20 protein-coding genes and 1 pseudogene are annotated in these 22,304 nt (G+C 55.8%); 10 read left to right on the plus strand and 11 right to left on the minus strand.

Annotated features, from left to right (window positions below; all coding sequences use genetic code 11):
• The first annotated feature begins 149 nt into the window (after window positions 1-149).
• Together GSQ70_RS12735 and GSQ70_RS12740 are read left to right on the plus strand one after the other, a co-directional pair.
• Window positions 150-1,583 carry a YchO/YchP family invasin gene (locus GSQ70_RS12735; protein ID WP_233268302.1) on the plus strand — a complete coding sequence of 478 codons (1,434 nt, stop codon included), beginning with the start codon at window positions 150-152 and terminating at the stop codon, window positions 1,581-1,583.
• 107 nt (window positions 1,584-1,690) lie between these two features.
• Complete coding sequence (locus GSQ70_RS12740; protein ID WP_158782888.1) at window positions 1,691-2,641, plus strand: UV damage endonuclease UvsE; 951 nt, start codon at window positions 1,691-1,693, stop codon at window positions 2,639-2,641.
• Window positions 2,642-2,728: 87 nt separating this feature from the next.
• On the opposite strand, the pseudogene GSQ70_RS26405 reads toward GSQ70_RS12740, so the two are convergent.
• A pseudogene (locus tag GSQ70_RS26405) lies at window positions 2,729-2,887 on the minus strand (porin); the annotation flags it as partial.
• Window positions 2,888-3,341: 454 nt separating this feature from the next.
• Here GSQ70_RS26405 and GSQ70_RS12750 point away from each other — a divergent pair.
• The 6 genes from GSQ70_RS12750 to spy all read left to right on the plus strand — a co-directional run bounded on the left by GSQ70_RS12750 (window position 3,342) and on the right by spy (window position 10,329).
• The gene (locus GSQ70_RS12750) at window positions 3,342-4,562 is read left to right on the plus strand and encodes a bifunctional succinylornithine transaminase/acetylornithine transaminase (RefSeq protein WP_158782889.1); all 1,221 of its coding nucleotides are present in this window, start codon (window positions 3,342-3,344) and stop codon (window positions 4,560-4,562) included.
• Entirely contained in the window at window positions 4,559-5,593 is a 1,035-nt protein-coding gene (astA, locus tag GSQ70_RS12755; protein ID WP_158782890.1) for an arginine N-succinyltransferase, read from the plus strand. Before GSQ70_RS12750 ends, astA begins: the two co-directional genes overlap by 4 nt.
• Window positions 5,590-7,059 carry a succinylglutamate-semialdehyde dehydrogenase gene (astD, locus tag GSQ70_RS12760; protein ID WP_158782891.1) on the plus strand — a complete coding sequence of 490 codons (1,470 nt, stop codon included), beginning with the start codon at window positions 5,590-5,592 and terminating at the stop codon, window positions 7,057-7,059. The genes astA and astD overlap by 4 nt, the downstream gene beginning before the upstream one ends.
• Window positions 7,056-8,384, plus strand: a complete 1,329-nt coding sequence (gene astB / locus GSQ70_RS12765) for an N-succinylarginine dihydrolase (protein WP_158782892.1) — start codon at window positions 7,056-7,058, stop codon at window positions 8,382-8,384. Before astD ends, astB begins: the two co-directional genes overlap by 4 nt.
• Window positions 8,385-8,468: 84 nt before the next feature.
• The gene (gene astE, locus GSQ70_RS12770) at window positions 8,469-9,467 is read left to right on the plus strand and encodes a succinylglutamate desuccinylase (protein WP_158782893.1); all 999 of its coding nucleotides are present in this window, start codon (window positions 8,469-8,471) and stop codon (window positions 9,465-9,467) included.
• Between the two features lie 370 nt (window positions 9,468-9,837).
• Entirely contained in the window at window positions 9,838-10,329 is a 492-nt protein-coding gene (spy, locus tag GSQ70_RS12775) for an ATP-independent periplasmic protein-refolding chaperone Spy (RefSeq protein WP_158782894.1), read from the plus strand.
• Between the two features lie 90 nt (window positions 10,330-10,419).
• Here spy and cho read toward each other — a convergent pair whose 3' ends face one another.
• The 5 genes from cho to GSQ70_RS12800 form a co-directional block, all read right to left on the minus strand.
• On the minus strand, window positions 10,420-11,283 hold the full coding sequence (cho, locus tag GSQ70_RS12780; RefSeq protein WP_158782895.1) for an excinuclease Cho: 864 nt from the start codon (window positions 11,281-11,283) through the stop codon (window positions 10,420-10,422).
• A 65-nt stretch (window positions 11,284-11,348) separates the two neighbouring features.
• Window positions 11,349-12,233 (minus strand): aromatic amino acid DMT transporter YddG, encoded by an 885-nt coding sequence (gene yddG / locus GSQ70_RS12785; protein WP_158782896.1) that lies wholly within the window; start codon window positions 12,231-12,233, stop codon window positions 11,349-11,351.
• Window positions 12,234-12,292: 59 nt separating this feature from the next.
• A complete protein-coding gene (gene nadE, locus GSQ70_RS12790) occupies window positions 12,293-13,120 on the minus strand; it encodes an ammonia-dependent NAD(+) synthetase (protein ID WP_158782897.1) in 828 nt (275 codons plus the stop codon).
• A 122-nt stretch (window positions 13,121-13,242) separates the two neighbouring features.
• Window positions 13,243-14,436 (minus strand): multidrug effflux MFS transporter, encoded by a 1,194-nt coding sequence (locus tag GSQ70_RS12795; protein WP_158782898.1) that lies wholly within the window; start codon window positions 14,434-14,436, stop codon window positions 13,243-13,245.
• A complete protein-coding gene (locus GSQ70_RS12800; protein WP_158782899.1) occupies window positions 14,433-15,014 on the minus strand; it encodes a TetR/AcrR family transcriptional regulator in 582 nt (193 codons plus the stop codon). The genes GSQ70_RS12795 and GSQ70_RS12800 overlap by 4 nt, the downstream gene beginning before the upstream one ends.
• A gap of 202 nt (window positions 15,015-15,216) precedes the next feature.
• On the opposite strand from GSQ70_RS12800, the gene osmE reads away from it, so the two are divergent.
• Complete coding sequence (gene osmE, locus GSQ70_RS12805; RefSeq protein WP_158782900.1) at window positions 15,217-15,552, plus strand: osmotically-inducible lipoprotein OsmE; 336 nt, start codon at window positions 15,217-15,219, stop codon at window positions 15,550-15,552.
• 60 nt (window positions 15,553-15,612) lie between these two features.
• On the opposite strand, the gene GSQ70_RS12810 is transcribed toward osmE, so the two are convergent.
• The 5 genes from GSQ70_RS12810 to hxpB all read right to left on the minus strand — a co-directional run bounded on the left by GSQ70_RS12810 (window position 15,613) and on the right by hxpB (window position 21,579).
• Window positions 15,613-15,996 (minus strand): DUF6515 family protein, encoded by a 384-nt coding sequence (locus GSQ70_RS12810; RefSeq protein WP_158782901.1) that lies wholly within the window; start codon window positions 15,994-15,996, stop codon window positions 15,613-15,615.
• A gap of 157 nt (window positions 15,997-16,153) precedes the next feature.
• Complete coding sequence (gene katE, locus GSQ70_RS12815) at window positions 16,154-18,418, minus strand: catalase HPII (RefSeq protein WP_158782902.1); 2,265 nt, start codon at window positions 18,416-18,418, stop codon at window positions 16,154-16,156.
• A 188-nt stretch (window positions 18,419-18,606) separates the two neighbouring features.
• Window positions 18,607-20,004 (minus strand): L-cystine transporter, encoded by a 1,398-nt coding sequence (locus GSQ70_RS12820; RefSeq protein WP_158782903.1) that lies wholly within the window; start codon window positions 20,002-20,004, stop codon window positions 18,607-18,609.
• Window positions 20,005-20,167: 163 nt separating this feature from the next.
• A complete protein-coding gene (locus GSQ70_RS12825; RefSeq protein ID WP_158782904.1) occupies window positions 20,168-20,758 on the minus strand; it encodes a metal-dependent hydrolase in 591 nt (196 codons plus the stop codon).
• Window positions 20,759-20,907: 149 nt separating this feature from the next.
• Complete coding sequence (hxpB, locus tag GSQ70_RS12830) at window positions 20,908-21,579, minus strand: hexitol phosphatase HxpB (RefSeq protein ID WP_158782905.1); 672 nt, start codon at window positions 21,577-21,579, stop codon at window positions 20,908-20,910.
• A gap of 170 nt (window positions 21,580-21,749) precedes the next feature.
• Between hxpB and GSQ70_RS12835 the strand changes: the two genes are divergently transcribed.
• The gene (locus GSQ70_RS12835) at window positions 21,750-22,289 is read left to right on the plus strand and encodes a YniB family protein (RefSeq protein WP_158782906.1); all 540 of its coding nucleotides are present in this window, start codon (window positions 21,750-21,752) and stop codon (window positions 22,287-22,289) included.
• Window positions 22,290-22,304: the final 15 nt, after the last annotated feature.

Genomic DNA, 22,304 nt, shown 5'->3' on the forward strand with positions numbered 1-22,304 from the left:
TGGGTTACATCTGAATGCACTCTAAATAGCAGGGATTACGGGATGATCCCGGGCGGGCAAAAGTGTTAAGCTGGTCGCATATCAAATTTGTGAGCCATCTTCCATTTTTAAAGCTAATGCCATCTTGCCAGCTGGCAATTAATGAGGTTATGAGAAGAGTCCAAACGTTTTCCATACTTTATCGCAGCCTGGCGCTGCTGATGCCGGTGACCGTTGGTCTGCCCTCTGCGCAGGCACTGACAACGGACACCCGCGTTGCCGATGCTCCATTTGACAATCCCGCCCGTTTCACCAGCCAGTTACCCTCGCTTGGCAGCACCCCTGAGTCCGATTCCTCGCTGGAAAAACGTGTGGCGGAAGCCATGAGAAGTATCGGAGAAGCCAGCATGAAAAGCGATGACGATAAATCGCTTGGGAATGAAGCGGGTCAGTGGGCGTTTAACCATTTCCGTGATGAGGCGGCGCAACGGGCGGAAACCGAGGGCAAAGAGCTGCTCTCTCCCTATGGACGTGCCAGCCTCTCACTGATGGTGGATACGCGCGGAAACTTCGACGGCACCTCGGCACAGCTGGTGACGCCCTGGCAGGATAACTACCGCTATCTGACCTTCAGCCAGTTGGGCGTACAGCATACCGATTATGGCCTGGTGGGCAATGCCGGACTGGGCCAGCGCTGGCTGACAGGGGACTGGCGGCTGGGTTATAACGCTTTTGTCGACGATCTGTTTGAATCCAGTCAGCAGCGCGGCTCGCTTGGAGCAGAAGCCTGGAGCCACTTCCTGCGCTTCTCGGCCAATTATTATCAGCCCCTTTCCGGCTGGAAAAATCGTTCTGACACCTCGCAAATGCGCATGGCCCGTGGCTATGATATTACCACCCAGGGCTACCTGCCTTTTTATCAGCAACTGGGGGTTTCCCTGAGCTATGAGCAGTATCTGGGGGACAACGTTGATCTGTTTAACAGCGGCACTTACGGCGCCAATCCGTCGGCCGTCGAACTGGGCGTCAGCTATACCCCGGTGCCATTGTTTACCGTGACCGCCTCGCGGAAAACAGCGGATACTGGTGAAACTCAGGATCAGTTTGGTCTGAAAATGAATTACCAGATTGGCGTGGCGCTGAGTAAACAGCTGTCGGCCGATAACGTTGCGGCCGCCCGTTCACTTAGCGGTAGCCGTTATGATGTGGTGAGTCGCAATAACTCACCGGTGATGGAGTTCCGCCAGCGTAAAACCCTGTCGGTTTTCCTCGCCACGCCGCCGTGGCAGGTGCAGCCGGGCGAAACGCTGCCGCTGATGCTACAGATCCGCAACAGCAACTCAATCACCGATATCAGCTGGCAGGGCGATACTCAGGCGCTGAGCCTGACCACGCCGGCGAGTAAAACGGATGCGCAAGGCTGGAGCATCATTATTCCTGCATGGGATAACTCGGCGAATGCCAGCAACGAATATCACCTGTCCGTGACGCTGGTGGACAATAAACAACAGCGAGTGACCTCAAACTGGATCACCCTGAAGCTGGTGCAGCCGGTGACGCTGCAAAATAGTCAGTCCGACCAGTATGATCTGATGGCACCCTGACGGAGCTGCGCGGTGGTGGCACACTTCTCACTCCTGCACCGAGAGTCGGGGCCGCCTCCTTTTGCCACAGGTGTTAGACTGGAGTCACCAGGGCAAAAGGGGAAACTATGAAAACTGGCTTCGCATGTAAATTTCTCGGTGAAGACCTGAAACAGGTCTTTCCTTTCAGGGCCACCACCCGCACGCGGTTTCTCGGCCTGGGTCACAACCAGCGGTTCGCACTCCTGCATGACATCACCCAACACAATCTCAACGCGCTTTATCAGGTGCTGGAGCAACTGGCCGCGCTGCCGGAAGATCGCCGCATGTTCAGAATCGGCAGCGATTTACTGCCGCTGTATACCGTACCGGAAGCCAGAGAACTCTTCGGGGCCTTTTTAAAGGATTTCCATCCACAGTTTGCCCGCTGCGGCGAGCTGGCGCGGACACAGCATATCCGCCTCTCTTTTCATCCCGGACAGTATTCCGTACTGGCGTCAGACAATCCCACAGTGGTGGAAAGGGCGCTGGAAGATGTGGAATATCATACCCTGTGTGCCACGTTGATGGGTTATGGCCGGACCTTTCAGGATTTCAAAATCAATATTCATATGAATGGCAAAGGCGGATTTGCAGGCTTCAGCGAGGCTTTTGGCCGGCTGAGTCCGGAAGCGAGGCTGATGCTGACCGTCGAAAATGACGAGATTTCCTGCTCGCTGGATGATGTTCTGCAGGCCAGAGAACTCTGCCCGGTGGTGCTGGATATCCATCATCACTGGGTAAAGGAAAATGCATTTATTCAGCCTGACGATCCGCGGATTGAGTTAATCAAAGAGTCATGGCGGGGAGTCAGACCTGTTCTGCACTATTCCATCTCACGTGAGGGATTGATCCCTGAGCAGGGCTTCCCGGACCGGGATGCTCTGGGGGGCCCGGCTACAAAATTACGGGCGCATGCGGATTATTACTTCAACGACACCCTGAACGACTGGGCATTATCATTCACTGATTTCGATATTATGTGTGAGGTGAAAATGAAGAATCTTGCCCGGGACCGGTTGGCTGCATACAGCCAGTAGAAACGTTTAGGATAAGCACTGATGAGTCGCATTGTCGTGCTGCTCACGTTCAGCCGGTGACCCGACGGCGAACAGACAGTGGAATAATCAAAAAAGAACGAAAATAACCCTACCCAGAAAGCCACGCTTGAAAAGCTGGCAAAAATTTATGATTGCCGTGGCGTTGCGCATTTCCGCGTACATTGCTGCCCGATAGATCGGGTTGGCATCGTATTTGGCAGCCGTTGACCACAGTTCGGCGCGATCGCCGTCACCGCGTAACTACTGCTATTAACTCCTCAGGCGCAGTGACATTTCCTCTCAGAATTGAAGTCTGCAACATCTTTTGCGGAGTTTGCTTCAGGCCTCTTTGCTCTTTATCGGTGCGTGGCGCGCCAAAAAGGTGCGCTAAATGCCTCTTTTTGCGGCCAAATTTCAGGAGCGATCACAAAAGCGATATTTTATTTTCCCATTGCATAATTCTTCTCTTTTTTATTCGGCAAACACGCCCGGCTCACGATGTTATTCACTTTTTATGCATTTTAAGTGAATAGTGAGAGTGTCTAACTTGTTGATATTAGGTGTTAAGAACTGGTTTATGCAATTTTATCGCTGGCTGGCACGAACCGTGCAATTTACAGTGGAGGCGTAATGAATCTTTTTATTAACACCTTATCAACTTATTGATTACCTGCCAGCGGGCAGGACTAACGGGGTCGTCATGCAACCAGAAGTTACTCGCCAGAATTTTGATCAGTGGATCGTTCCAACCTATTCTCCGGCCAGCTTTGTGCCGGTGCGGGCGGAAGGCTCCACGCTGTGGGATCAGCAGGGCAACTCTTACATCGACTTTGCGGGCGGCATCGCGGTTAATGCGTTGGGGCATGCTCATCCTGACCTTCAGCAGGCATTGCAACAGCAGGCAGCGCTGCTCTGGCACACCGGTAATGGCTACACCAATGAACCGATCCTGCGCCTGGCGAAGCAGCTGATTGATGCCACCTTCGCCGACCGGGTGTTTTTCTGTAACTCTGGGGCGGAAGCTAACGAAGCCGCGCTCAAGCTGGCCCGTAAAGCCGCACATGATGCTGCCGGTGATCAGAAGAGCGGGATTGTGGCGTTTAAAAATGCCTTCCACGGACGCACGCTGTTTACCGTGTCAGCAGGCGGACAACCGGCTTATTCAAAAGATTTTGCGCCATTGCCGGGCGGTATTCTGCACGCGGTCTATAACGACCTCGCTTCGGCGGCGGCGCTGATCAATGACCAGACCTGTGCGGTGATTGTCGAGCCGATTCAGGGCGAGGGCGGCGTGGTTCCTGCGGAGCCAGCCTTCCTGCGGGGCCTGCGTGAACTCTGTGATAAGCATCAGGCCGTGCTGATTTTTGATGAGGTGCAGAGTGGGGTCGGCCGTACCGGATCGCTGTATGCCTACATGCACTACGGTGTGACGCCGGACGTACTGACCACCGCCAAAGCACTGGGTGGTGGTTTCCCCATTGCGGCGATGCTGACCACGGAAAAACTGGCTGGCGTGTTAAATATCGGCACTCACGGCACCACCTATGGCGGTAACCCGCTGGCTGGCGCGGTGGGGGGCAAAGTGATGGAGCTGATCAACCGTCCTGAAGTGATGGCGGGAGTGGCGTTACGTCACCAGTGGTTTGTGGACGGCCTTAACGACATCAACCAACGCCTGCATCTGTTCAGCGAAATCCGCGGGCTGGGCCTGCTGATCGGTTGCGTACTGAATGAAGACTACAGCGGCAAGGCCAAACTGATTAATCAGGCGGCGGCCCGTGAAGGGCTGATGGTACTGATTGCCGGGGCCAGCGTGGTGCGCTTTGCGCCGTCGCTGATCATCAGCGAGCAGGAAGTAAAAGAGGGCCTGGCCCGCTTTGAAACAGCCTGCCGCGCCGTGATTGAAGGGGCCGGATCATGATGGTCATCCGTCCTGTTGAGCGTGACGATCTTGCTCAACTGATGGCTCTCGCCGGAAAAACCGGCGGCGGGTTGACTTCTCTGCCTGCCGACAGCGCCACGCTGTCCGCGCGTATTGATCGCTCAATCCTCACCTGGCAGGGCGTGCTGCCGCGGGCAGAGCAGGGTTACGTGTTCGTACTGGAAGACGGTGAAACGCAACAGGCGGTGGGCATCTGCGCCATAGAGGTGGCCGTGGGGTTGCAGGATCCCTGGTACAACTTCCGCGTTGGTACTCAGGTTCACGCCTCAAAAGAGCTGAACGTCTACAATATGCTGCCGACGTTGTCGCTGAGCAACGATCATACCGGCAGCAGCGAACTTTGTACGCTGTTCCTCGACCCGGATTACCGCCACGGCAAAAATGGTTATCTGTTGTCGAAGTCCCGCTTCCTGTTTATGGCCGCCTTTCGCGATCGTTTTATGCAGAAGGTGGTCGCTGAAATGCGTGGCTGGATCGATGAACAAGGCCATTCACCATTCTGGGAAAGTGTCGGCAGCCGTTTCTTCTCTATGTCCTTCAGCGCGGCAGATTACCTGTGCGGCACCGGGCAGAAATCTTTTATCGCCGAGCTGATGCCGAAGCATCCGTTATATATCGACTATCTGTCGCCCGACGCGCAGGAAGTGATTGGCAAAACCCATCCGCAGACCTCGCCAGCCCGTGCGGTTCTGGAAGCGGAGGGATTCAGGTATCTCAATTACGTCGACATCTTCGACGGTGGCCCGACGCTGGAGTGCGATATCGATCGCGTGCGGGCGATCCGCAAGAGCCGTGTGTTACCGGCCAGCATTGGCGCAGAGCAGGACAGCAATCCTCCTTTATGCCTGGTGGGCAACGAGCGCTATGACGATTTCCGCGTGGTGCTGCTCAATGTTGATCCACAGGGAGAAAGCCTGGCTATCACCCCGGAACAGGCAAAAATTTTACGCTGCGGGCAGGGTGATCGCCTGCGCGTGGTGACATTATCAGGTTCGGAGAAAAAAGCATGACGCATTGTATAAACGGACAATGGCTGACCGGCGGCGGTGAGAATTTTAACAAACTCGAACCGGTCAGCGGAGCGCTGCTTTGGCAGGGTAAGGCTGCCAGTAAAGGCCAGGTTTCTTCCGCCTGCGAAGCGGCCCGCGCCGCGTTTCCGCGCTGGGCACGTCGTCCTTTTGCTGAGCGCCAGGCGATTGCGGAAAAATTTGCCGCGCTGCTGGAAAAGAACAAAGAAGATTTGACGGTAACCATTGCGCAAGAGACCGGTAAACCACGCTGGGAAGCGGCGACGGAAATCCAGGCGATGATCAACAAAATCGCCATTTCCGTAAAGGCTTATCATGCGCGTACGGGGGAAACCCTGAGCGCTGACAGCTCGCTGCGCCACCGTCCGCACGGCGTGATGGCGGTATTTGGTCCCTATAATTTTCCAGGACATCTGCCGAACGGGCATATCGTTCCTGCGCTGCTGGCGGGCAACACGGTGGTCTTTAAGCCCAGCGAACTGACGCCGGTCATTGCGGAAAAAGTGGTAAAGCTGTGGCTCCACGCCGGTCTGCCGGGTGGCGTGCTGAATATGGTGCAGGGCGGTCGCGATACCGGCCAGGCACTGGCGCAGGATCATGAAATTGACGGCCTGTTGTTTACCGGCAGCGCCAGCACGGGTTACCAGCTGCACCGGCAGTTTGCCGGACGGCCGGATAAAATGCTGGCGCTGGAGATGGGTGGCAACAACGCGCTGATTGTGGAAGATCCTGAAGATATTGATGCGGCGGTGAACATCGCTATCCAGTCCGCATTTATTACTGCCGGGCAGCGCTGTACCTGCGCCCGCAGGATGCTGGTGAAGCGTGGTGCAACAGGGGATGCTTTCCTTGCCCGCCTGACTGAGGTTGCAGGAAAAATTCGTACCGGTCGCTGGGATGATGAGCCGCAGCCGTTTATGGGCAGCGTAATTTCGCTGCAGGTCGCAGAGCGGATCTTCAGCGAGTGGCAGGCGCGGGTCGATGCTGGCGGCAAAGTGCTGCTGCCGATGCGCTGGCCAGTACGGGACAGCGCCATTCTCACTCCCGGCATTATTGATGTCACCACGCTCAAAAACGTACCGGATGAAGAGGTGTTTGGCCCGCTGCTGACGGTCATTCGCTACGATGATTTCGACCAGGCCATTCGTCTGGCAAACGCCACGCGCTACGGTCTGTCACTCGGTCTGATTTCCGGCCAGCGTGAACTGTTTGACCGCCTGCTGATTGAGGGGCGTGCGGGGATTGTCAACTGGAACAAACCGCTGACCGGTGCGGCCAGCAGTGCCCCGTTTGGCGGCATCGGCGCTTCCGGTAACCACCGCGCCAGCGCATTCTATGCAGCAGATTACTGCGCATGGCCGATGGCTTCGCTGGAGAGTGCCGATCTGTCGTTACCCGTGACGTTGTCACCTGGTCTGGACTTCGGCCAGTCGGAAGGTGAGCAATGAACGCCCGTGAAGCGAATTTTGACGGACTGCCCGGGCTGACTCACCACTATGCCGGGTTGTCGTTTGGTAATGAGGCATCCACCCGCAATCAGCATCAGGAGTCGAATCCAAGGCTGGCAGCGCAGCAGGGTCTGCTGAAAATGAAGGCACTGGCAGATGCCGGTTTCGTACAGGGAGTGATCCCGCCGCATGAGCGACCGAACGTGGCCGCTCTGCGGCAAACGGGTTTTACTGGCACAGATGCACAGGTGGTGGAAAAAGCCTTTCGCCAGGCACCGCAATTACTGTCAGCGGCCAGTTCCGCCTCGGCGATGTGGGTAGCCAATGCGGCTACCGTTTCCCCGTCGGCGGACAGCGCTGATGGCCGCGTGCATTTCACCGTGGCCAACCTGAACAATAAATTCCACCGGGCAATCGAAGCACCGACAACCGGAGCTTTATTGCGCGCCATTTTCCGCGATGCTGAGTATTTCAGCGTGCATGACGCATTGCCGCAGGTGGCGATGTTTGGTGATGAAGGCGCCGCCAACCACAACCGTTTCAGTAACGGTTACGGTGAACAGGGTGTACAGCTGTTCGTCTATGGTCGTGAAGAGCGAGCCAGTGGGCTGGTTCCTGCACGCTATCCTGCCAGACAAACGCGCGAAGCCAGTGAAGCCGTTGCCCGCCTGCATCAGCTTGATCCGCAGAAAACCGTCTTTGCCCAGCAAAACCCGGCGGTGATCGATCAGGGCGTTTTCCACAATGATGTGATTGCCGTCAGCAACCAGCAGGTGCTGTTCTGCCATCAACTGGCGTTTTTGCATCAGCCCGAACTGCTGGCGACGCTGCGGGAAAAAATACCCGGCTTCACGCCAGTGGTCGTGCCGGACAACCGCGTCAGCGTGGCGGATGCGGTGTCGACCTATCTCTTCAACAGCCAGCTGCTCAGCAAACCAGACGGGAAAATGCTGCTGGTGTTGCCGGAAGAGGCACGCAGGCATCCGGGCGTCTGGCGTTACCTGTGCGATCTGGTGGAAAGCGGCGGGGTTATTGATGAGCTGAAGGTCTTTGATCTGCGTGAAAGCATGTTCAACGGCGGCGGCCCTGCCTGTCTGCGTCTGCGGGTGGTGCTTAACGAGGTGCAGCAGGCAGCGGTCAATCCTGCGGTGATAATGGACGATCGGCTGTTCACCACGCTGAACGGCTGGGTGGAAAAACACTACCGCGATCGCCTGCGGCATGAAGACCTGGCCGACCCACAATTGCTGACTGAAGGAAGGGAAGCGCTGGACGAACTCACCAGGCTGCTAAACTTAGGGAATGTATACCACTTTCAACAGTAAACACGGAATCAAGAGTGCGTTGTGATACTGTGCGACGCACCTTGCCATTTTCGAAGGAGCCGAAATTCATAATAAGGAGAATGCATGCAGGATTTCCTGGAACAGACCCTCTCTGGAGAGCCACCCGCAAAGTTTTCAGGCCGCAACGACCAACTGAGCTGGCAGTGGCTGGATGACGGGATCCTCGAACTGACCCCGGTTAATGCGTCATCGCTGGCGCTGGTTATCTCTGCCGGCGTTCACGGCAATGAAACCGCTCCGGTAGAAATACTCAATCAACTTGTCAGTCAGCTGTTAGCCGGTGAGCGCCCATTGCTGCCCCGGCTGCTGGTGATCCTCGGCAACCCGGCGGCTCTGAGAGAAAACAAACGCTACCTGCGCTGCGACGTTAACCGGCTGTTTGGCGGCCGCTGGCAGCAGTATGAGGACTCGCCGGAAGCCCGCCGGGCCTGGCGGCTGGAACAGGCCATGGAGACCTTCTGGCAGGCGGGCAGCAGCGATGAAGTTCGCTGGCATCTGGATTTACACACTGCCATTCGTGGCTCCTGGCATACCCGCTTTGGCGTGATGCCGCTGCGAGAAACGCCGTGGCCGGAAGATTTTTTGCACTGGCTGGCGGCGGCCGGTATGGAAGCGCTGGTGTTTCATCGCGCACCGGGCGGCACGTTCACGCACTACAGCTCTCAGCTTTTCAACGCCGCCAGCTGCACGCTGGAACTGGGCAAAGCTTTACCCTTCGGCAGCAACGATCTGAGCCAGTTTGCGGCGGCCAGGGATGCGCTGGCGGCGATTCTGTCTGGTGATGCGCTTCCACAATATGCTGAAGAACCGTTACGCTATCGCGTCTCACAACAAATCACACGCCTCTCAGGAGCCTTTGTGCTGCATATGAGTAATGACACGCTTAACTTCACCGCGTTTCCGCAAGGCAAGCTGCTGGCTGAAGATGGCGAAAAGCGATACTTCGTGCAGCAGGCGAGGGAATATGTGATGTTCCCCAACCCCAATGTGGCACCGGGCCAGCGGGCAGGATTGATGCTGGTGGAAGATAATGCCCATAATGAGGCAACCGGCGCAGGTTGATGTCGTCCGGCAGTTCAATGGCGTAAGATTATTTCCCTCGGGAGTTATTTTAAACGGTACTTTGCCTGGCGTTACCCGTTATGGTTATTTCACCGCCAGGCGAAAGCCTGTTTTGTACTTACTTTATCCTTCCCCAATACTGTCGCTTATATTACACTTCTCCATAATCTCTGCATTAAACGCTTAAAATTCATATCTTTTTGCAATTCCTCACCATAATCTTCGCATTCTCTCCATGATTGGCGCGTTTTTGTCTTTTATGCTTTCAGGGTTTTACCAACCCTCTGAGTAATTGACGTTCAGTGCAATAAACTTGTTTCCGACATCGCGACATAGCGTCGCCACTGAACTGAAAGATAAGGACACTATTATGCGTAAATTCACTTCTCTTGTTGTTGCTATGACTCTGGCTATGGGCGCTGCGAATATCGTTCACGCTGCGGCTGATAACATCACCCCAGCACCGGCCGGTGCAGACAAACCAATGATGCATAAGCCACCGCGCCACCATGGTCCGCAACACGAAATGTTTCAAGGTCTGAATCTGACGGACGCGCAGAAACAGCAAATGCGTACCATCATGAAAGATGCACACAAGGATATGAAACGTCCTTCGCTGGAAGAGCGTCGCACCATGCACAGCATTATTGCTTCTGACTCCTTCGACCAGGCGAAAGCCGAAGCGCAGGCCAGCCAGATGGCGGCGAACGGTAAGGATCGTGCGCTTAAAATGATGGAAACGCAGAACAAAATGTATAACGTGCTGACGCCTGAGCAGAAGAAACAGTTCAATCAGAACTTTGAGAAACGTCTGACTGAAAAGCCGCGTCATGAAGGTAAAATGACCCCTGCAGAAGGTTAATCGCTTCGCTGCCAGACTAAATTGAGACCGCCGACGTTGTTCACAATGGCCCTGATGCCGTGGACAGCGCCGGCGGTTTTATTTTGCCGCTCAGGACAGCGGGATGATGGGGAATTTACCGCTGATCACCGGGCGGCAGAGGATCTTATAACCATCACTGTCAAAGCCCTGCGGCGTTGAGGTCAGTTCGCTGGCTGAGGCGATATCGGTCACTGAGCCCAGATAGAACCAGTTATTAATGATGTGGATTTGCGTCTGCAACGCACCTTCCTCCACCACGCCCACTGCACCTTCCCACGGCCAGCACTGTACGCGGACTTTTTCCAGCGCCGCCAGCAAACGCTGGTGATGTTCCTCTACCGACTCCCGGCCACAGCAGGCACCAGCACAGCGGCCGAGGCTGAACCTGAAGCATGCACGGCCCTTGCTGAGATTCTCCAGCCCCAGCAATCCCAGGCAGAGACGCTGCTCATCGGCGATTTTTTGCAGCGTTTCCAGCGCCGAGCGGCGGCTGGAATAGAGGCCAAACAGATTGAGCGTATGGGAGAAATCCACCTCTTTGGCATAAACCACGGCGGGCTTCATCCCGCTGATGTGCAACGAGCACAGCTGGCGGTTTTTGCGCAGGCGCTTATTAAACAGCGGCTGCTGGTTTTTGATCATCTGTGCTTCCAGCAGCAGTGCGCCCAGTTCTCCGGCGGTGGTAATAAAGGAGACGTGACGAGCCTGACGCAGCATTCTGGCTTCGTCAGCGGTACGAAAGTGGGACATCACCCGGCTGCGAATATTCACACTCTTGCCGATATACAGCGGCATAGTGTCGCTTTCGCCGTGAAAAATATAGACGCCGGGCAGGGAAGGCAGCCCTTCGAGCGAAGGGCGCAGATGCTCGGGATACTGATAAATCGCCGCCGGTTCAAACGCCAGGCGATGGCTTGCTGTACGTCTTACCACATTGCACTCCGTTTACTGGTTACTTGTACAGTATAGCAGGCGCGCAGTGGAGACAAAAGAACCAGTCAGCGCGTGGCCCGCCAGCAAATCAGCGAGCCTGCCGTCACCATCGCCACGCCCTGCCAGAAGCTTAATGACGGCGTGAGCTGAAGCCAGAGGGAAGCCAACAGCGCGGAGAAGACCGGCGTAAAGTAAGAAGCCGTTGCCAACAGCGTCATATTACCGTGCTGAATGCCGGTGTTCCACGCGGAGTAGGCGATTGCCGTTGAGGCCGCCATAAACAGCGCTTCCAGCACCACGCCGATGCTGAACTGCATCGGCTGTGGCTGGCCGGCAATAAAGAATTTTGCCCACAGGGCGACGGCGGTGATTACAAAAAACAGCGTGACGCCGCTCTGGCCTTCTGCGTACCGGCGGGTGACGTTGTTATACAGTGCCCAGGCGAAAGCGGCAAAAAATGCCAGGCCATAGGCCAGTGGGTTATCCATAATGTTGTGCCACAATAGCAGCGGCGTCCAAACGCTGTCGCCTTTAAGCACCCAGACGATCCCGCCCAGCGCCAGCGCCAGGCCCGGCCACAGCCACCAGCGAAAGTGCTGACGATTAAGGGGGATGGCGAAAACGATGGTCAGGCTCGGCCACAGATAATTGATCATCCCCAGCTCAAGCGCCTGTGGACGGTTATGGGCCAGCCCGATCGACACAGCAAGGCAGATTTCATAGCTGACAAACAGCAGGCCGCCCAGCCACAGATAACGGCCAGGAAGATTGCGCCAGGTCGGCAATCCACGGGCGAGGCAGAGGAACAACGCGCTGGCACTGTAAATCAACGCCGCGCCGCCGGTAGCACCGAGAGATTCAGAAATGCTGCGGATTAACCCGACGGTGGTGCTCCATAAAACGATGGCGCAGAGCCCAGTCAGCGTTGCGCGTTGCGGTGTCAGTGCCATGTGTTCCCTTTGACAAAAAAAAGGGCGCCTGAAACAGCGCCCGTGGATACTTTGCGGGGTTATTTTTTCCAGAAATTGTCGAAAACGGTAATCGGCGGACGGCGCTTGTGCTCCGTTTTCAGATACCAGCCCTCAATAATTTTGGCGGCTGCGGCATCAATGGTCTGGCCTTCGAGGTAGCGATCGATCATCTCGTAAGTCACTCCCAGCGCCACTTCATCCTGCAGGCCCGGACGGTCATCTTCCAGATCGGCGGTAGGATGCTTGAGATAGAGATGCTCAGGGCAGCCCAGTTCTTTCAGCAGTTTTTTCCCCTGGCCTTTGTTCAGGCGGAAGATCGGGTTGATGTCGGTGCCACCATCGCCATACTTGGTGAAGAAACCGGTCACCGCTTCGGCTGCGTGGTCGGTGCCCACCACCACGCCAGCGGTCATCCCGGCGATGCTGTACTGCGCCTTCATACGTTCACGGGCTTTTTCATTGCCGCGAATATAATCCGACAGGCTGATGCCCGCATCGCGCAGAGCCTTCTCACTGGCCTGCACGGCTTCTTTGATGTTGACGGTCAGCACGCGGTCCGGCTTGATAAAATCAATCGCATCCTGGCAGTCCTGCTCATCGGCCTGTACGCCATACGGCAGGCGTACGGCGATAAATTGCAGGCTCTGGTCGCCGGTTTCCTCGCGCAGTTCGCTGATGGCGGTCTGGCTCAGTTTGCCGGTCAGGGTGGAGTCCTGGCCGCCGCTCAGGCCGAGTACCAGCGTTTTGATAAACGGATACGTTTTCAGGTAGGACTTCAGAAACTCAACGCTGGTGCGAACTTCCTGCTTCACGTCAATGGTGGATTTGACGCCCAGCGCGTCGATAATTTCCTGTTGCAGAGCCATTTACCTCTCCTCAAAGTCAGTGCCTGCCCGGCAGGGCAGTGACGAAAACATTTGCATTAAAACTAACTCGCCAGGCGCGAAACAACAAGATTCAATCCGGTTGTTTGCACACCTTTTGCTGATTAATCAGACGTTTTCGGTTTTTGCGCCAGCAAAGTGAACATCACAATTGCCAGCATATAGCAGCCGAAGATGGTGGCGGTCATGGTCAGCACCGAAGTGCCGCCAATGCCGGTAACCGGAACCGAAATACCGCCCAACGTAAACATGGTCACCCCCAGCACCGCTGAGGCGCTGCCTGCACGATGGCCCTGGCTTTGCATCGCCAGCGAGGCCGCTGCCACGCCGACCGCACCGTTACTGGCCACGCTGAAGAACAGCGCCACCAGCACAAACGGCAGCGCCGCGCCGCTCAGCCCGGTGATCAGCAGGCTGGCGGAAGAGACAAAAGCCATAGTCAGCGCGCCTCTCAGCACGCGATATTCACCCCAGACCGGGCTGAGACGCGCACTGGTTTGTGATGCAAGAATCAGACCGAAGCCATTGGCCGCGAAGCAGAAACTGAAAGCCTGTGGCGAAAGGCCATAGATTTGTTGCAGCACAAACGGCGACGCGCCGATGTAAGCGAACATCCCTGACATCATAAAACCCTGGGTCAGGCAGAAGCCCATAAACGGCCGGTGTTTGATCACCTGGCCCAGCGCGGCCCAGGCGGAGAAAATACTGCCCTGGCTGCGACGTTCCGCAGGCAGCGTCTCATGCAGCTTCACTTTTGCCAGAATAAACAGCAGCACGGCAATGGCAGCGATCACCATAAATAAGCCACGCCAGCTGAGCAGGGCCATTAACGCGCCGCCCATAACCGGTGCAGCAATCGGTGCCAGGCCGTTCACCAGCATCAGTAACGCGAAGAAGCGGGTTAAATCGTGGCCGCTGTACATATCGCGGGCAATGGCGCGTGACAGCACCGCACCGCCAGCGCCGGACAGCCCTTCAAAAAGGCGGGCCAGCAGTAACTGATTGATATCTTGAGCCAGCGCACAACCCACTGAAGCGATCAGCAGCAACACCAGTGAAATCAGCAGCGGGCGGATACGGCCATATTTGTCACTCATTGGCCCGAAAATTAACTGCCCAAAACCCAGACCCACCAGCCCGGCCGTCAGGCTGAGTTGCGCAGTGGCGGTGGGGGCATCCAGCTCTTTCGCCAGTGAAGGCAGAGCCGGAAGATAGAGATCGATGCAGAGCGGCCCGAGAGCGGCCAGCAGGCCGAGCGTGATGGCGTAGCCAAGGCGATTGGGATGTGCAGGTGTCATTTTTCCTCTGTCTTAAAAAGCAGATCGTTGAACTGTTGATATAAGGAGTACAGGCGCTCCGCTGACGCTTTCTGTGGCGTCAGGCGTCGCCATGATGTGCCTTCCGTCAGCACAGCAAGGATTTCCACGCAGGCGCGGATATGCTCATCGCTGAATTGCGGATGATCTCGTTTAACATTCAGGCAGGCATGCGTGAACATCCGGTTATCCGCTTCAATCATCATTGCCGCAACGATCGGATTGCGGGTGGCTTCTGCGGCCACTTCCATCATCAGCGCTTCATCGTCTTCATTCAGCGCGTGTCGCCAGGCCAGCATTTTTGGCAGGCTGACGGCGGCGGTCTCTTCCATATGGACCAGCCGGGCGTCGATGATGCGCTTGACCATCTCTTCGATAATCGCGTTTTTACTGGTGAAGTAGCGGTAAATCTGACCGACGCTGAGGCGAGCTTCCGCTGCCAGCTGTGCCATGCTGGCTCCGTGAAAGCCGTGCTGGCGAAAACAGCGACGGCCAGCGGCAATGATCTCATCTTTCCGCTGGCGATGGCGGGCATCCCGGGCTTCACCTGACGTATTCATACTTACCTCCATTCTGCAGGCTGCTCATCGCCGGGGAGCGGTGTGGGTTTCCGGACTGAGAGCGAACGTTCATTCTCATAAGAGCCATTATAAGCATGCCTCAGGGAAACGCTTAAGGAGTTTTTCTCTGCCATAAAGTTGATTAATCTACCTTTATGTTCCAGGCTTATGCAGATATGGAAAATAAATGAGGAAAAAAATCATGAAGAAGATAACAGGATTTATTGGTGCTGCTGTGGCTCTGGCCGTTTTATCCGGCTGTACAGCCTATGATCGCGCGGAAAGCTACGTGACTAAACCGGTTGTGCAGGATGTTAAAAAGGGCATGACCCGCCAGCAGGTTCGTGATATCGCTGGCCCACCTTCAACTGAAATTACCATGGTTCACGCCCGCGGAACTTGCCAGACCTACGTTCTGGGAGAGCGTGATGGTAAACAGCAGACTTACTTCGTAAGCTATGGTGATACCGGCCGTGTAATGAACTACGGCTTCCAGAGCTGTAAAGAGTACGATACCGACCCACAGGCCGCACAGTAATTTTCATTGCAGTGCTTAAAGAAAAACGGTCACCTGGGTGACCGTTTTTTTTATGCTCATCTACAGCCCCGGCGGGCGCGGCACTTCAAGATAGCGGCCGTCAATGTCACGACGGTAGTAGTGGCCGTCCTGTACGTAGAAGCGCTCGCCGTTGTAGTCCAGCGCGCGCATGGCACCGCTGACGCGCTCTACCGGTGGCTGAACCACAACATAAGTATTGTCGTTCTGGCGCTGATAGTAATTCCCGTTCAGCGCGTAATAGGTCAGGCCGCCGATAATCACCGCCGCCGCAGCATCCGGCAGGAAAGAGAGCCGTCCCGGACCGTGGTCCCATCCATGTCCCCAACCTGGTCCCGGCCCAGGCCCCCAGCCACCTGGATGGGCGGAAACCAGCGCGGGTGATAACAACGTTAAGGCGAACAGAGTGCTTATCACCTTTTTCATACAGTTTCTCCTGGTTCTGACTGAGGCTAACATTACTCCGGGCCGGTCAAAACACAAGGGGCAAAAGCCCCCTGTTGTCCGTTGCTTACAGTGCTTAACGATTTCTTAACCCTGACTGCACTATCCCTCTCAGATCCGGCTTATTACAGACATAAACTTAAGCAGGTACGCTTAGTGCTTTCTGACTGCGGGACCAGATGCGATGTGCGGTCATTGATGCGAGGAACTCGCTCATCAGTACGCCCTCCGCCTTACTGTCTTCCACAATGCCTTCTTCCTGCTCGCTGTCACCCAACCCGAACTGGGATTTGAAACGGCGGGCATCGCCACTCAGGCCAATCACCTTCAGGTGTTTGTAGGCCTCCAGCAAGAAGTAACGGGCATCGCCGCTGAGCAGCAGGGCATCGATATTGCCATCCGGCACGATGACCGCATCAAAGGTCAGCGACGGCAGGCCGCTGAAGGTGGCATCGATCGGCAGGTGCGATCCGTCATCGGCACGCACCTGGCCCATATGAGGAGCCAGCAGTTTGGCATGCACGCCCTGTGCCTTAAGCTCCTGCAGGATGGCCAGCACGTCAGTCGCCACCACGCCATCGCTGACCAGCAGCGCCACCTGGCGGCCTTTAATCGAGCCGCTCGGCACGGCATACAGACTCAGGCTGGCATCTTTCTTCAGGCCATTCACATCTTTCGGCGGCGCGATATGCATCTTCTCGTCGGAGAGGGCAATACCCAAATTTTCCGCCACGCCATTCGCCAGGGATACGTCAATATGCAGCAAATGATCCACCACGCGCTCGCGGATATAGGCGCGGGCGACCTTGCTCAACTCAAAGGAGAACGCATCCACAATATGCTGCTGTTCTACCGGCGTCTGGCTGTTCCAGAACAGGCGCGGCTGGGAATAATACTCACCGAACGACGGGCTGCGCTCGCGCACCTTATGACCTTCGATTCGCTCCTGATAGCTTTCAAAACCACCACGATGCGGAGACGGTGGCGTTTCGCGCGGCCAGTTATCATTGATGGAATTTGGCTCGTAGTTGGCCGGATTGGTATCAATGTCCATCCGGTGCATCCCCTGGCGCTGGAAATTGTGATACGGGCAGACAGGCCGGTTGATCGGGATTTCATGGAAGTTCGGCCCGCCCAGTCGGCTGATCTGCGTATCGGTATAGGAGAATAACCGGCCCTGCAGTAGCGGATCGTTAGTGAAATCCATGCCGGGCACGATATGGCCGGGATGGAAAGCAACCTGTTCAGTTTCAGCAAAGAAGTTGTCCGGGTTGCGGTTCAGCACCATTTTGCCGATCAGCTCGACCGGGACCAGCTCTTCCGGGATCAGCTTGGTGGCATCCAGCAAATCGAAGTCGAATTTGAATTCGTCCTCTTCCGGGATCAGCTGCACGCCCAGTTCATACTCCGGGAAGTCTCCGGCTTCAATCGCTTCCCACAGGTCACGACGATGGAAGTCAGGATCGCGGCCGGTGAGTTTTTGCGCCTCGTCCCAGAGCAGGGAAGCTTTTCCGGCAACGGGCTTCCAGTGAAAGCGCACAAAGGTGGCTTTGCCTTCAGCATTGATAAAGCGGAAGGTGTGGATGCCAAAGCCTTCCATCGTGCGGTAGCTGCGGGGAATACCGCGGTCGGACATCGCCCAAATTACGTTGTGCAGCGTTTCCGGCTGCAGGGAAACGTAATCCCAGAAAGTGTCGTGCGCGCTCTGTCCCTGAGGGATTTCATTGTGCGGTTCAGGTTTAACCGCATGAACAAAGTCCGGGAATTTATGCGCATCCTGAATGAAGAACACCGGAGTGTTGTTGCCCACCAGGTCAAACACACCTTCTTCGGTGTAGAACTTGGTCGCCCAGCCACGGATATCGCGCACGGTATCGGCCGAGCCAGCGCCACCCTGCACGGTGGAGAAACGCACAAAAACTGGCGTCAGTTGCCCGGGATCGCGCAGGAAGTCAGCTTTGGTGACGTCACTCATATCGCGGTACGGCTGGAAGTAACCGTGTGCGGCGGATCCACGTGCGTGGACGATACGCTCAGGGATACGTTCATGGTCGAAATGGGTGATTTTTTCGCGCAGGATAAAATCTTCCAGCAGCGTCGGCCCACGGGTACCGGCTCTCAGTGAATTCTGATCGTCGGCAATGCGTGTGCCCTGATTAGTCGTCAGGGGGAAATTTTCACTGCCTTTGCGGAACGTTTCCAGCGCGTCAATTTTGGCGTTGCGGGTATCGGGCGCTTTCAGGCTGCCAGGCGCAGTTGGCTGTTTGCCGGGCGGCGTTGGCTCCGCCGCAGGTTTGTGCGATCCATCTGCTGGTGCCAGAGAATCCATGCCCGGCTTTGCCGAGTCTGGTCCGGTTAATGGGGCGTTATGGCTTATTTCCTTGTTATCAGTTTCTTTCGACATGTTCACGGCTCCTGTTATTGTCGTTTCAGACACCAGTAACTATAGAACAGGGATATGAATATGCCCGAAAAGTGCAGGGTTAAATCCCTCAACAGAATAGTTTATCGCCCGATAGCAACCCCGGCCTGCGACTGTAAAAAAAAAAAGGCTGCAATCGGGGCAGCCCTTAAGGAAGATGTGCGCGAAAGTTAGCGGTGCGCTAACTCCACGTCATTTTCCACTTCGCTGTTCATCAGCGTCTTATCGGTCTGCTTAAGCCACTGGCTGGTCAGCGTACCGGCGGTCATCGAACCGTTAACGTTCAACGCGGTACGGCCCATGTCGATCAGCGGTTCAATCGAGATCAGCAGCGCCACCAGCGTGACCGGCAGGCCCATGGTCGGCAGGACTATCAGCGCAGCGAAGGTCGCACCGCCGCCCACACCGGCCACACCGGCAGAGCTCAGCGTGACAATTCCCACCAGCGTGGCAATCCACATTGGGTCAAAGGGGTTAATACCCACCGTTGGCGCAACCATCACCGCCAGCATGGTCGGATAGAGACCGGCACAACCGTTCTGACCGATGGTGGCACCGAAGGAAGCCGAAAAGCTGGCGATGGATTCCGGGATGCCGAGACGACGTGTCTGTGCCTCAACGCTCAGCGGGATGGTCGCGGCACTGGAGCGGCTGGTGAAGGCAAAAGTGATCACCGGCCACACTTTCTGGAAGAAGCGCTTAGGGTTCACGCCGTTGACCGACAGCAGCAGGGCGTGCACGGCAAACATCATCGCCAGGCCCAGATACGAAGCCACTACAAAGCCACCGAGCTTGATGATGTCATTCACGTTGGAGCTCGCCACCACTTTGGTCATCAGCGCCAGCACGCCGTACGGCGTCAGCTTCATGATCAGGCGAACCAGCTTCATTACCCATGCCTGCAGCACATCAATGGCAGCCAGCACCCGTTCCCCTTTTGGCTTGTCATCCCGCAGCAGGTGCAGGGCGGCAACGCCCAGGAAGGCGGCAAAAATCACCACACTGATAATAGAAGTCGGGCTGGCACCGGTCAGGTCAGCAAACGGGTTCTTCGGTACAAATGATAACAGCAGCTGTGGCGTGGTCAGGTCGGCTACTTTGCCGACGTAATTTGACTGAAGCGCGGCCAGGCGGGCCGTCTCCTGCGCACCCTGCACCAGACCGTTAGCATTCAGGCCAAACAGCCAGGTGACGAATACACCAACCAGCGCGGCAATGGCCGTGGTAAACAGCAGTACGCCAATGGTCAGCACGCTGATTTTTCCCAGCGATGAGGCGTTATGCAGACGCGCCACGGCGCTGAGGATTGAGACGAACACCAGCGGCATCACAATCATCTGCAGCAGTTGGACGTAGCCGTTGCCGACGATATTGAACCACGAGATGGATTCTTTCAGCACCGCGCTGTCGGAACCGTAGATGGCATGCAGGCTCAGCCCGAACAGCACGCCGATCACCAGACCGACCAGAACACGTTTAGACAGGCTCCAGCTGGCACTGCCGGTTTTAGCAAGGATCGCCAACAGGACGATAAAAGCCGCCACGTTAGCTATTAATGGAAGGTTCATCCCCAGATCTCCAGTGGTGACGGGGTTTCTCCTCACCCCGTAAAATGACAGATAATTTTCAGCGCGCAACAAGTGCACCAATGTGCGAATGGTATCAGTTGAGTGAGGTGCAGCTATATATCCAAAAAGAATGGGTTATAACTATTTGGTTTTAATGGCCTGTTTAATGCGCTATTTGGTGATTTATAAAGCGATTCATGCTGTTTTGTACCGAATTAACCATCTGTGCAGGCCAGCCGCTTGCACCGAATGGAGGCATTCCCGGCGGGAACCACATGGCATAGCCGACCAGTGCCAGGCATAACACCCGCTCCAGCTGGTTACCTTTCTGGCTGTGAAGCAGAGGCAGGCGGAAGCGCCACCGGCACGGCCACAACAGGGGAACGCCAGCCGGGGTCAGCATATCGGCCGCGATATGGCTGAGGTAGCCCAGCACCAGGCCCTGAAAAGCATCGGCGGGGATCACCCATTCAGAGGGAATTTTAAGCTGGAACAGCACCACTCCGCCGATCACCGCCAGCAGACTGTGGGTAAAGCCACGGTGACCAAAGGCCCGGGCGATGGGTTGTGACAGCCATTTCAGACGCTGGCCGAGGGTGGATTTGGGGTGGTCGATATCCGGCAGCAGGCAGGTCAGCAGGGCCGCAGGCACAATATGCCACCAGTCACCACTGGCCAGCTCGGGCGTCAGTTCGGCCCGTTTGGCAAAAATTGCACTGGCAATGGCAAAAATAACGTGGCCTTCGGCCGTCATGGAAAACACCTGGCTGCAGAACTGTCGATTCATCCAGTATAGGGGATATATACAGTGGAATAAATATGTGACGCTGTAACGAAAGATAAATAGTTAGCGCAGGCTGTCGAACGAAATGGCGGACAGCTTATATTCTGCCCGCAGAGAGGTTATTTGCCGTGCAGGGCGGCTGATGTCAGGTCGTTCAGCGAGGAGAGTTGCACGTCGGCCAGCGCCCAGCGCGGGTCTGCAGCGAGTTCAGCGGCTGGCACCACAATAGATCGCATACGCGCTGCTTTGGTGGCAATCATGCCATTAAAGGAGTCTTCCAGCGTCACGCAGTTCAGCGGGTCAACACCCAGTCGTGCGGCAGCATCCAGGTAAACTTGCGGATGAGGCTTGCTGTAAGGCAGCGCTTCAGCGGAAACCAGCACTTCAAAGTAGCCGCGCAGGTCGAACATCTCCAGCACTCGTTCGAGCATATGCAAGGGAGAAGCAGAGGCAAGACCGATTTTCAGTCCCTCGGCTTTGCACAGGCGCAGTGCCTGTTCGACGCCCGGTAATAAAGGACGGGTTTCCTCAACCAGATTCAGGGAACGGGCAATGATACGCCGGGTGACTTCCTGCTGGTCCGGGCCACTCCACGGCAGCGTTTCATACCACATGCGGACCACCTGATCGATGCGCAGGCCGAGTGTATCAGGCAGTTCGCTGCGCCTGGAGAGATCGATATCCAGCGTACCAAAAATATCCATCTCAGCACGTTCCCACAGCGGTTCGGAATCAATCAGCAAACCATCCATATCAAAAATTGCAGCCAGCACAGGGCGGGAGTAAGACATAATTCGGCTCCGTTGAAATTTGCACACACCTTAGCATGAAGCTTTCGCCGACAACATCCGGGGATTTACAGGGTTAAAGCGCCATTTATGGCGACAGGGCCACTTTTTTCAGGCACATTTTTCTCCCTGCGGGTAAACTTACAGCTTCACACCATAAGGATTGAGAAAGCATGACTTATCAACAGGCTGGACGGGTCGCGATACTCAAGCGGGTCGCTGGCTGGATTATTTTTATTCCGGCGCTGATTTCAACACTGATTTCGCTGATGGGATTCCTGGAAAAAAGCCGCGAGAAGCGGGAAGGGATTAATGCTGTGATGCAGGATTTCTCCCACGTTATGATTGATATGGTCCGTTTTAACACCGGCTTCCTGAACTCGTTCTGGAACAATTCGCCGGTGCCGGACTTTAATCATGGCGGAAACGTCTCTTTCTGGATTATCTACGTGCTGATCTTTGTGGGTCTGGCGTTGCAGGCTTCGGGGGCCAGAATGTGGCGTCAGTCACGCCATATTAAGGAAGGGATTGAGGATCAGATGATCCTTGAGAATGCGAGGGAAAGAGAAGGGCGCAGCCGCCAGCAGCTCGAAGAGAAAATTGTGGTGCCACGTCACACTATTTTCCTGCAGTTCTTCCCGCTCTATATCCTGCCGATAGTGATTGCCGTGGCGGGCTACTTCATGCTTAAGCTGTTAGGCTTTATCTACTGAATCTGCTGCATAAGA

This window comes from Pantoea sp. BAV 3049, assembly GCF_009765445.1.
In the GTDB taxonomy this organism is placed as follows: domain Bacteria; phylum Pseudomonadota; class Gammaproteobacteria; order Enterobacterales; family Enterobacteriaceae; genus Erwinia.

Coding starts and splice junctions, on each gene's coding strand:
- GSQ70_RS12735 (WP_233268302.1), top strand. CDS start 150: ATGAGAAGAGTCCAAACGTTTTCCATACTTTATCGCAGCCTGGCGCTG.
- GSQ70_RS12740 (WP_158782888.1), top strand. CDS start 1,691: ATGAAAACTGGCTTCGCATGTAAATTTCTCGGTGAAGACCTGAAACAG.
- GSQ70_RS12750 (WP_158782889.1), top strand. CDS start 3,342: ATGCAACCAGAAGTTACTCGCCAGAATTTTGATCAGTGGATCGTTCCA.
- astA (WP_158782890.1), top strand. CDS start 4,559: ATGATGGTCATCCGTCCTGTTGAGCGTGACGATCTTGCTCAACTGATG.
- astD (WP_158782891.1), top strand. CDS start 5,590: ATGACGCATTGTATAAACGGACAATGGCTGACCGGCGGCGGTGAGAAT.
- astB (WP_158782892.1), top strand. CDS start 7,056: ATGAACGCCCGTGAAGCGAATTTTGACGGACTGCCCGGGCTGACTCAC.
- astE (WP_158782893.1), top strand. CDS start 8,469: ATGCAGGATTTCCTGGAACAGACCCTCTCTGGAGAGCCACCCGCAAAG.
- spy (WP_158782894.1), top strand. CDS start 9,838: ATGCGTAAATTCACTTCTCTTGTTGTTGCTATGACTCTGGCTATGGGC.
- yddG (WP_158782896.1), bottom strand. CDS start 12,233: ATGGCACTGACACCGCAACGCGCAACGCTGACTGGGCTCTGCGCCATC.
- nadE (WP_158782897.1), bottom strand. CDS start 13,120: ATGGCTCTGCAACAGGAAATTATCGACGCGCTGGGCGTCAAATCCACC.
- GSQ70_RS12795 (WP_158782898.1), bottom strand. CDS start 14,436: ATGACACCTGCACATCCCAATCGCCTTGGCTACGCCATCACGCTCGGC.
- GSQ70_RS12800 (WP_158782899.1), bottom strand. CDS start 15,014: ATGAATACGTCAGGTGAAGCCCGGGATGCCCGCCATCGCCAGCGGAAA.
- osmE (WP_158782900.1), top strand. CDS start 15,217: ATGAAGAAGATAACAGGATTTATTGGTGCTGCTGTGGCTCTGGCCGTT.
- GSQ70_RS12810 (WP_158782901.1), bottom strand. CDS start 15,996: ATGAAAAAGGTGATAAGCACTCTGTTCGCCTTAACGTTGTTATCACCC.
- katE (WP_158782902.1), bottom strand. CDS start 18,418: ATGTCGAAAGAAACTGATAACAAGGAAATAAGCCATAACGCCCCATTA.
- GSQ70_RS12820 (WP_158782903.1), bottom strand. CDS start 20,004: ATGAACCTTCCATTAATAGCTAACGTGGCGGCTTTTATCGTCCTGTTG.
- GSQ70_RS12825 (WP_158782904.1), bottom strand. CDS start 20,758: ATGACGGCCGAAGGCCACGTTATTTTTGCCATTGCCAGTGCAATTTTT.
- hxpB (WP_158782905.1), bottom strand. CDS start 21,579: ATGTCTTACTCCCGCCCTGTGCTGGCTGCAATTTTTGATATGGATGGT.
- GSQ70_RS12835 (WP_158782906.1), top strand. CDS start 21,750: ATGACTTATCAACAGGCTGGACGGGTCGCGATACTCAAGCGGGTCGCT.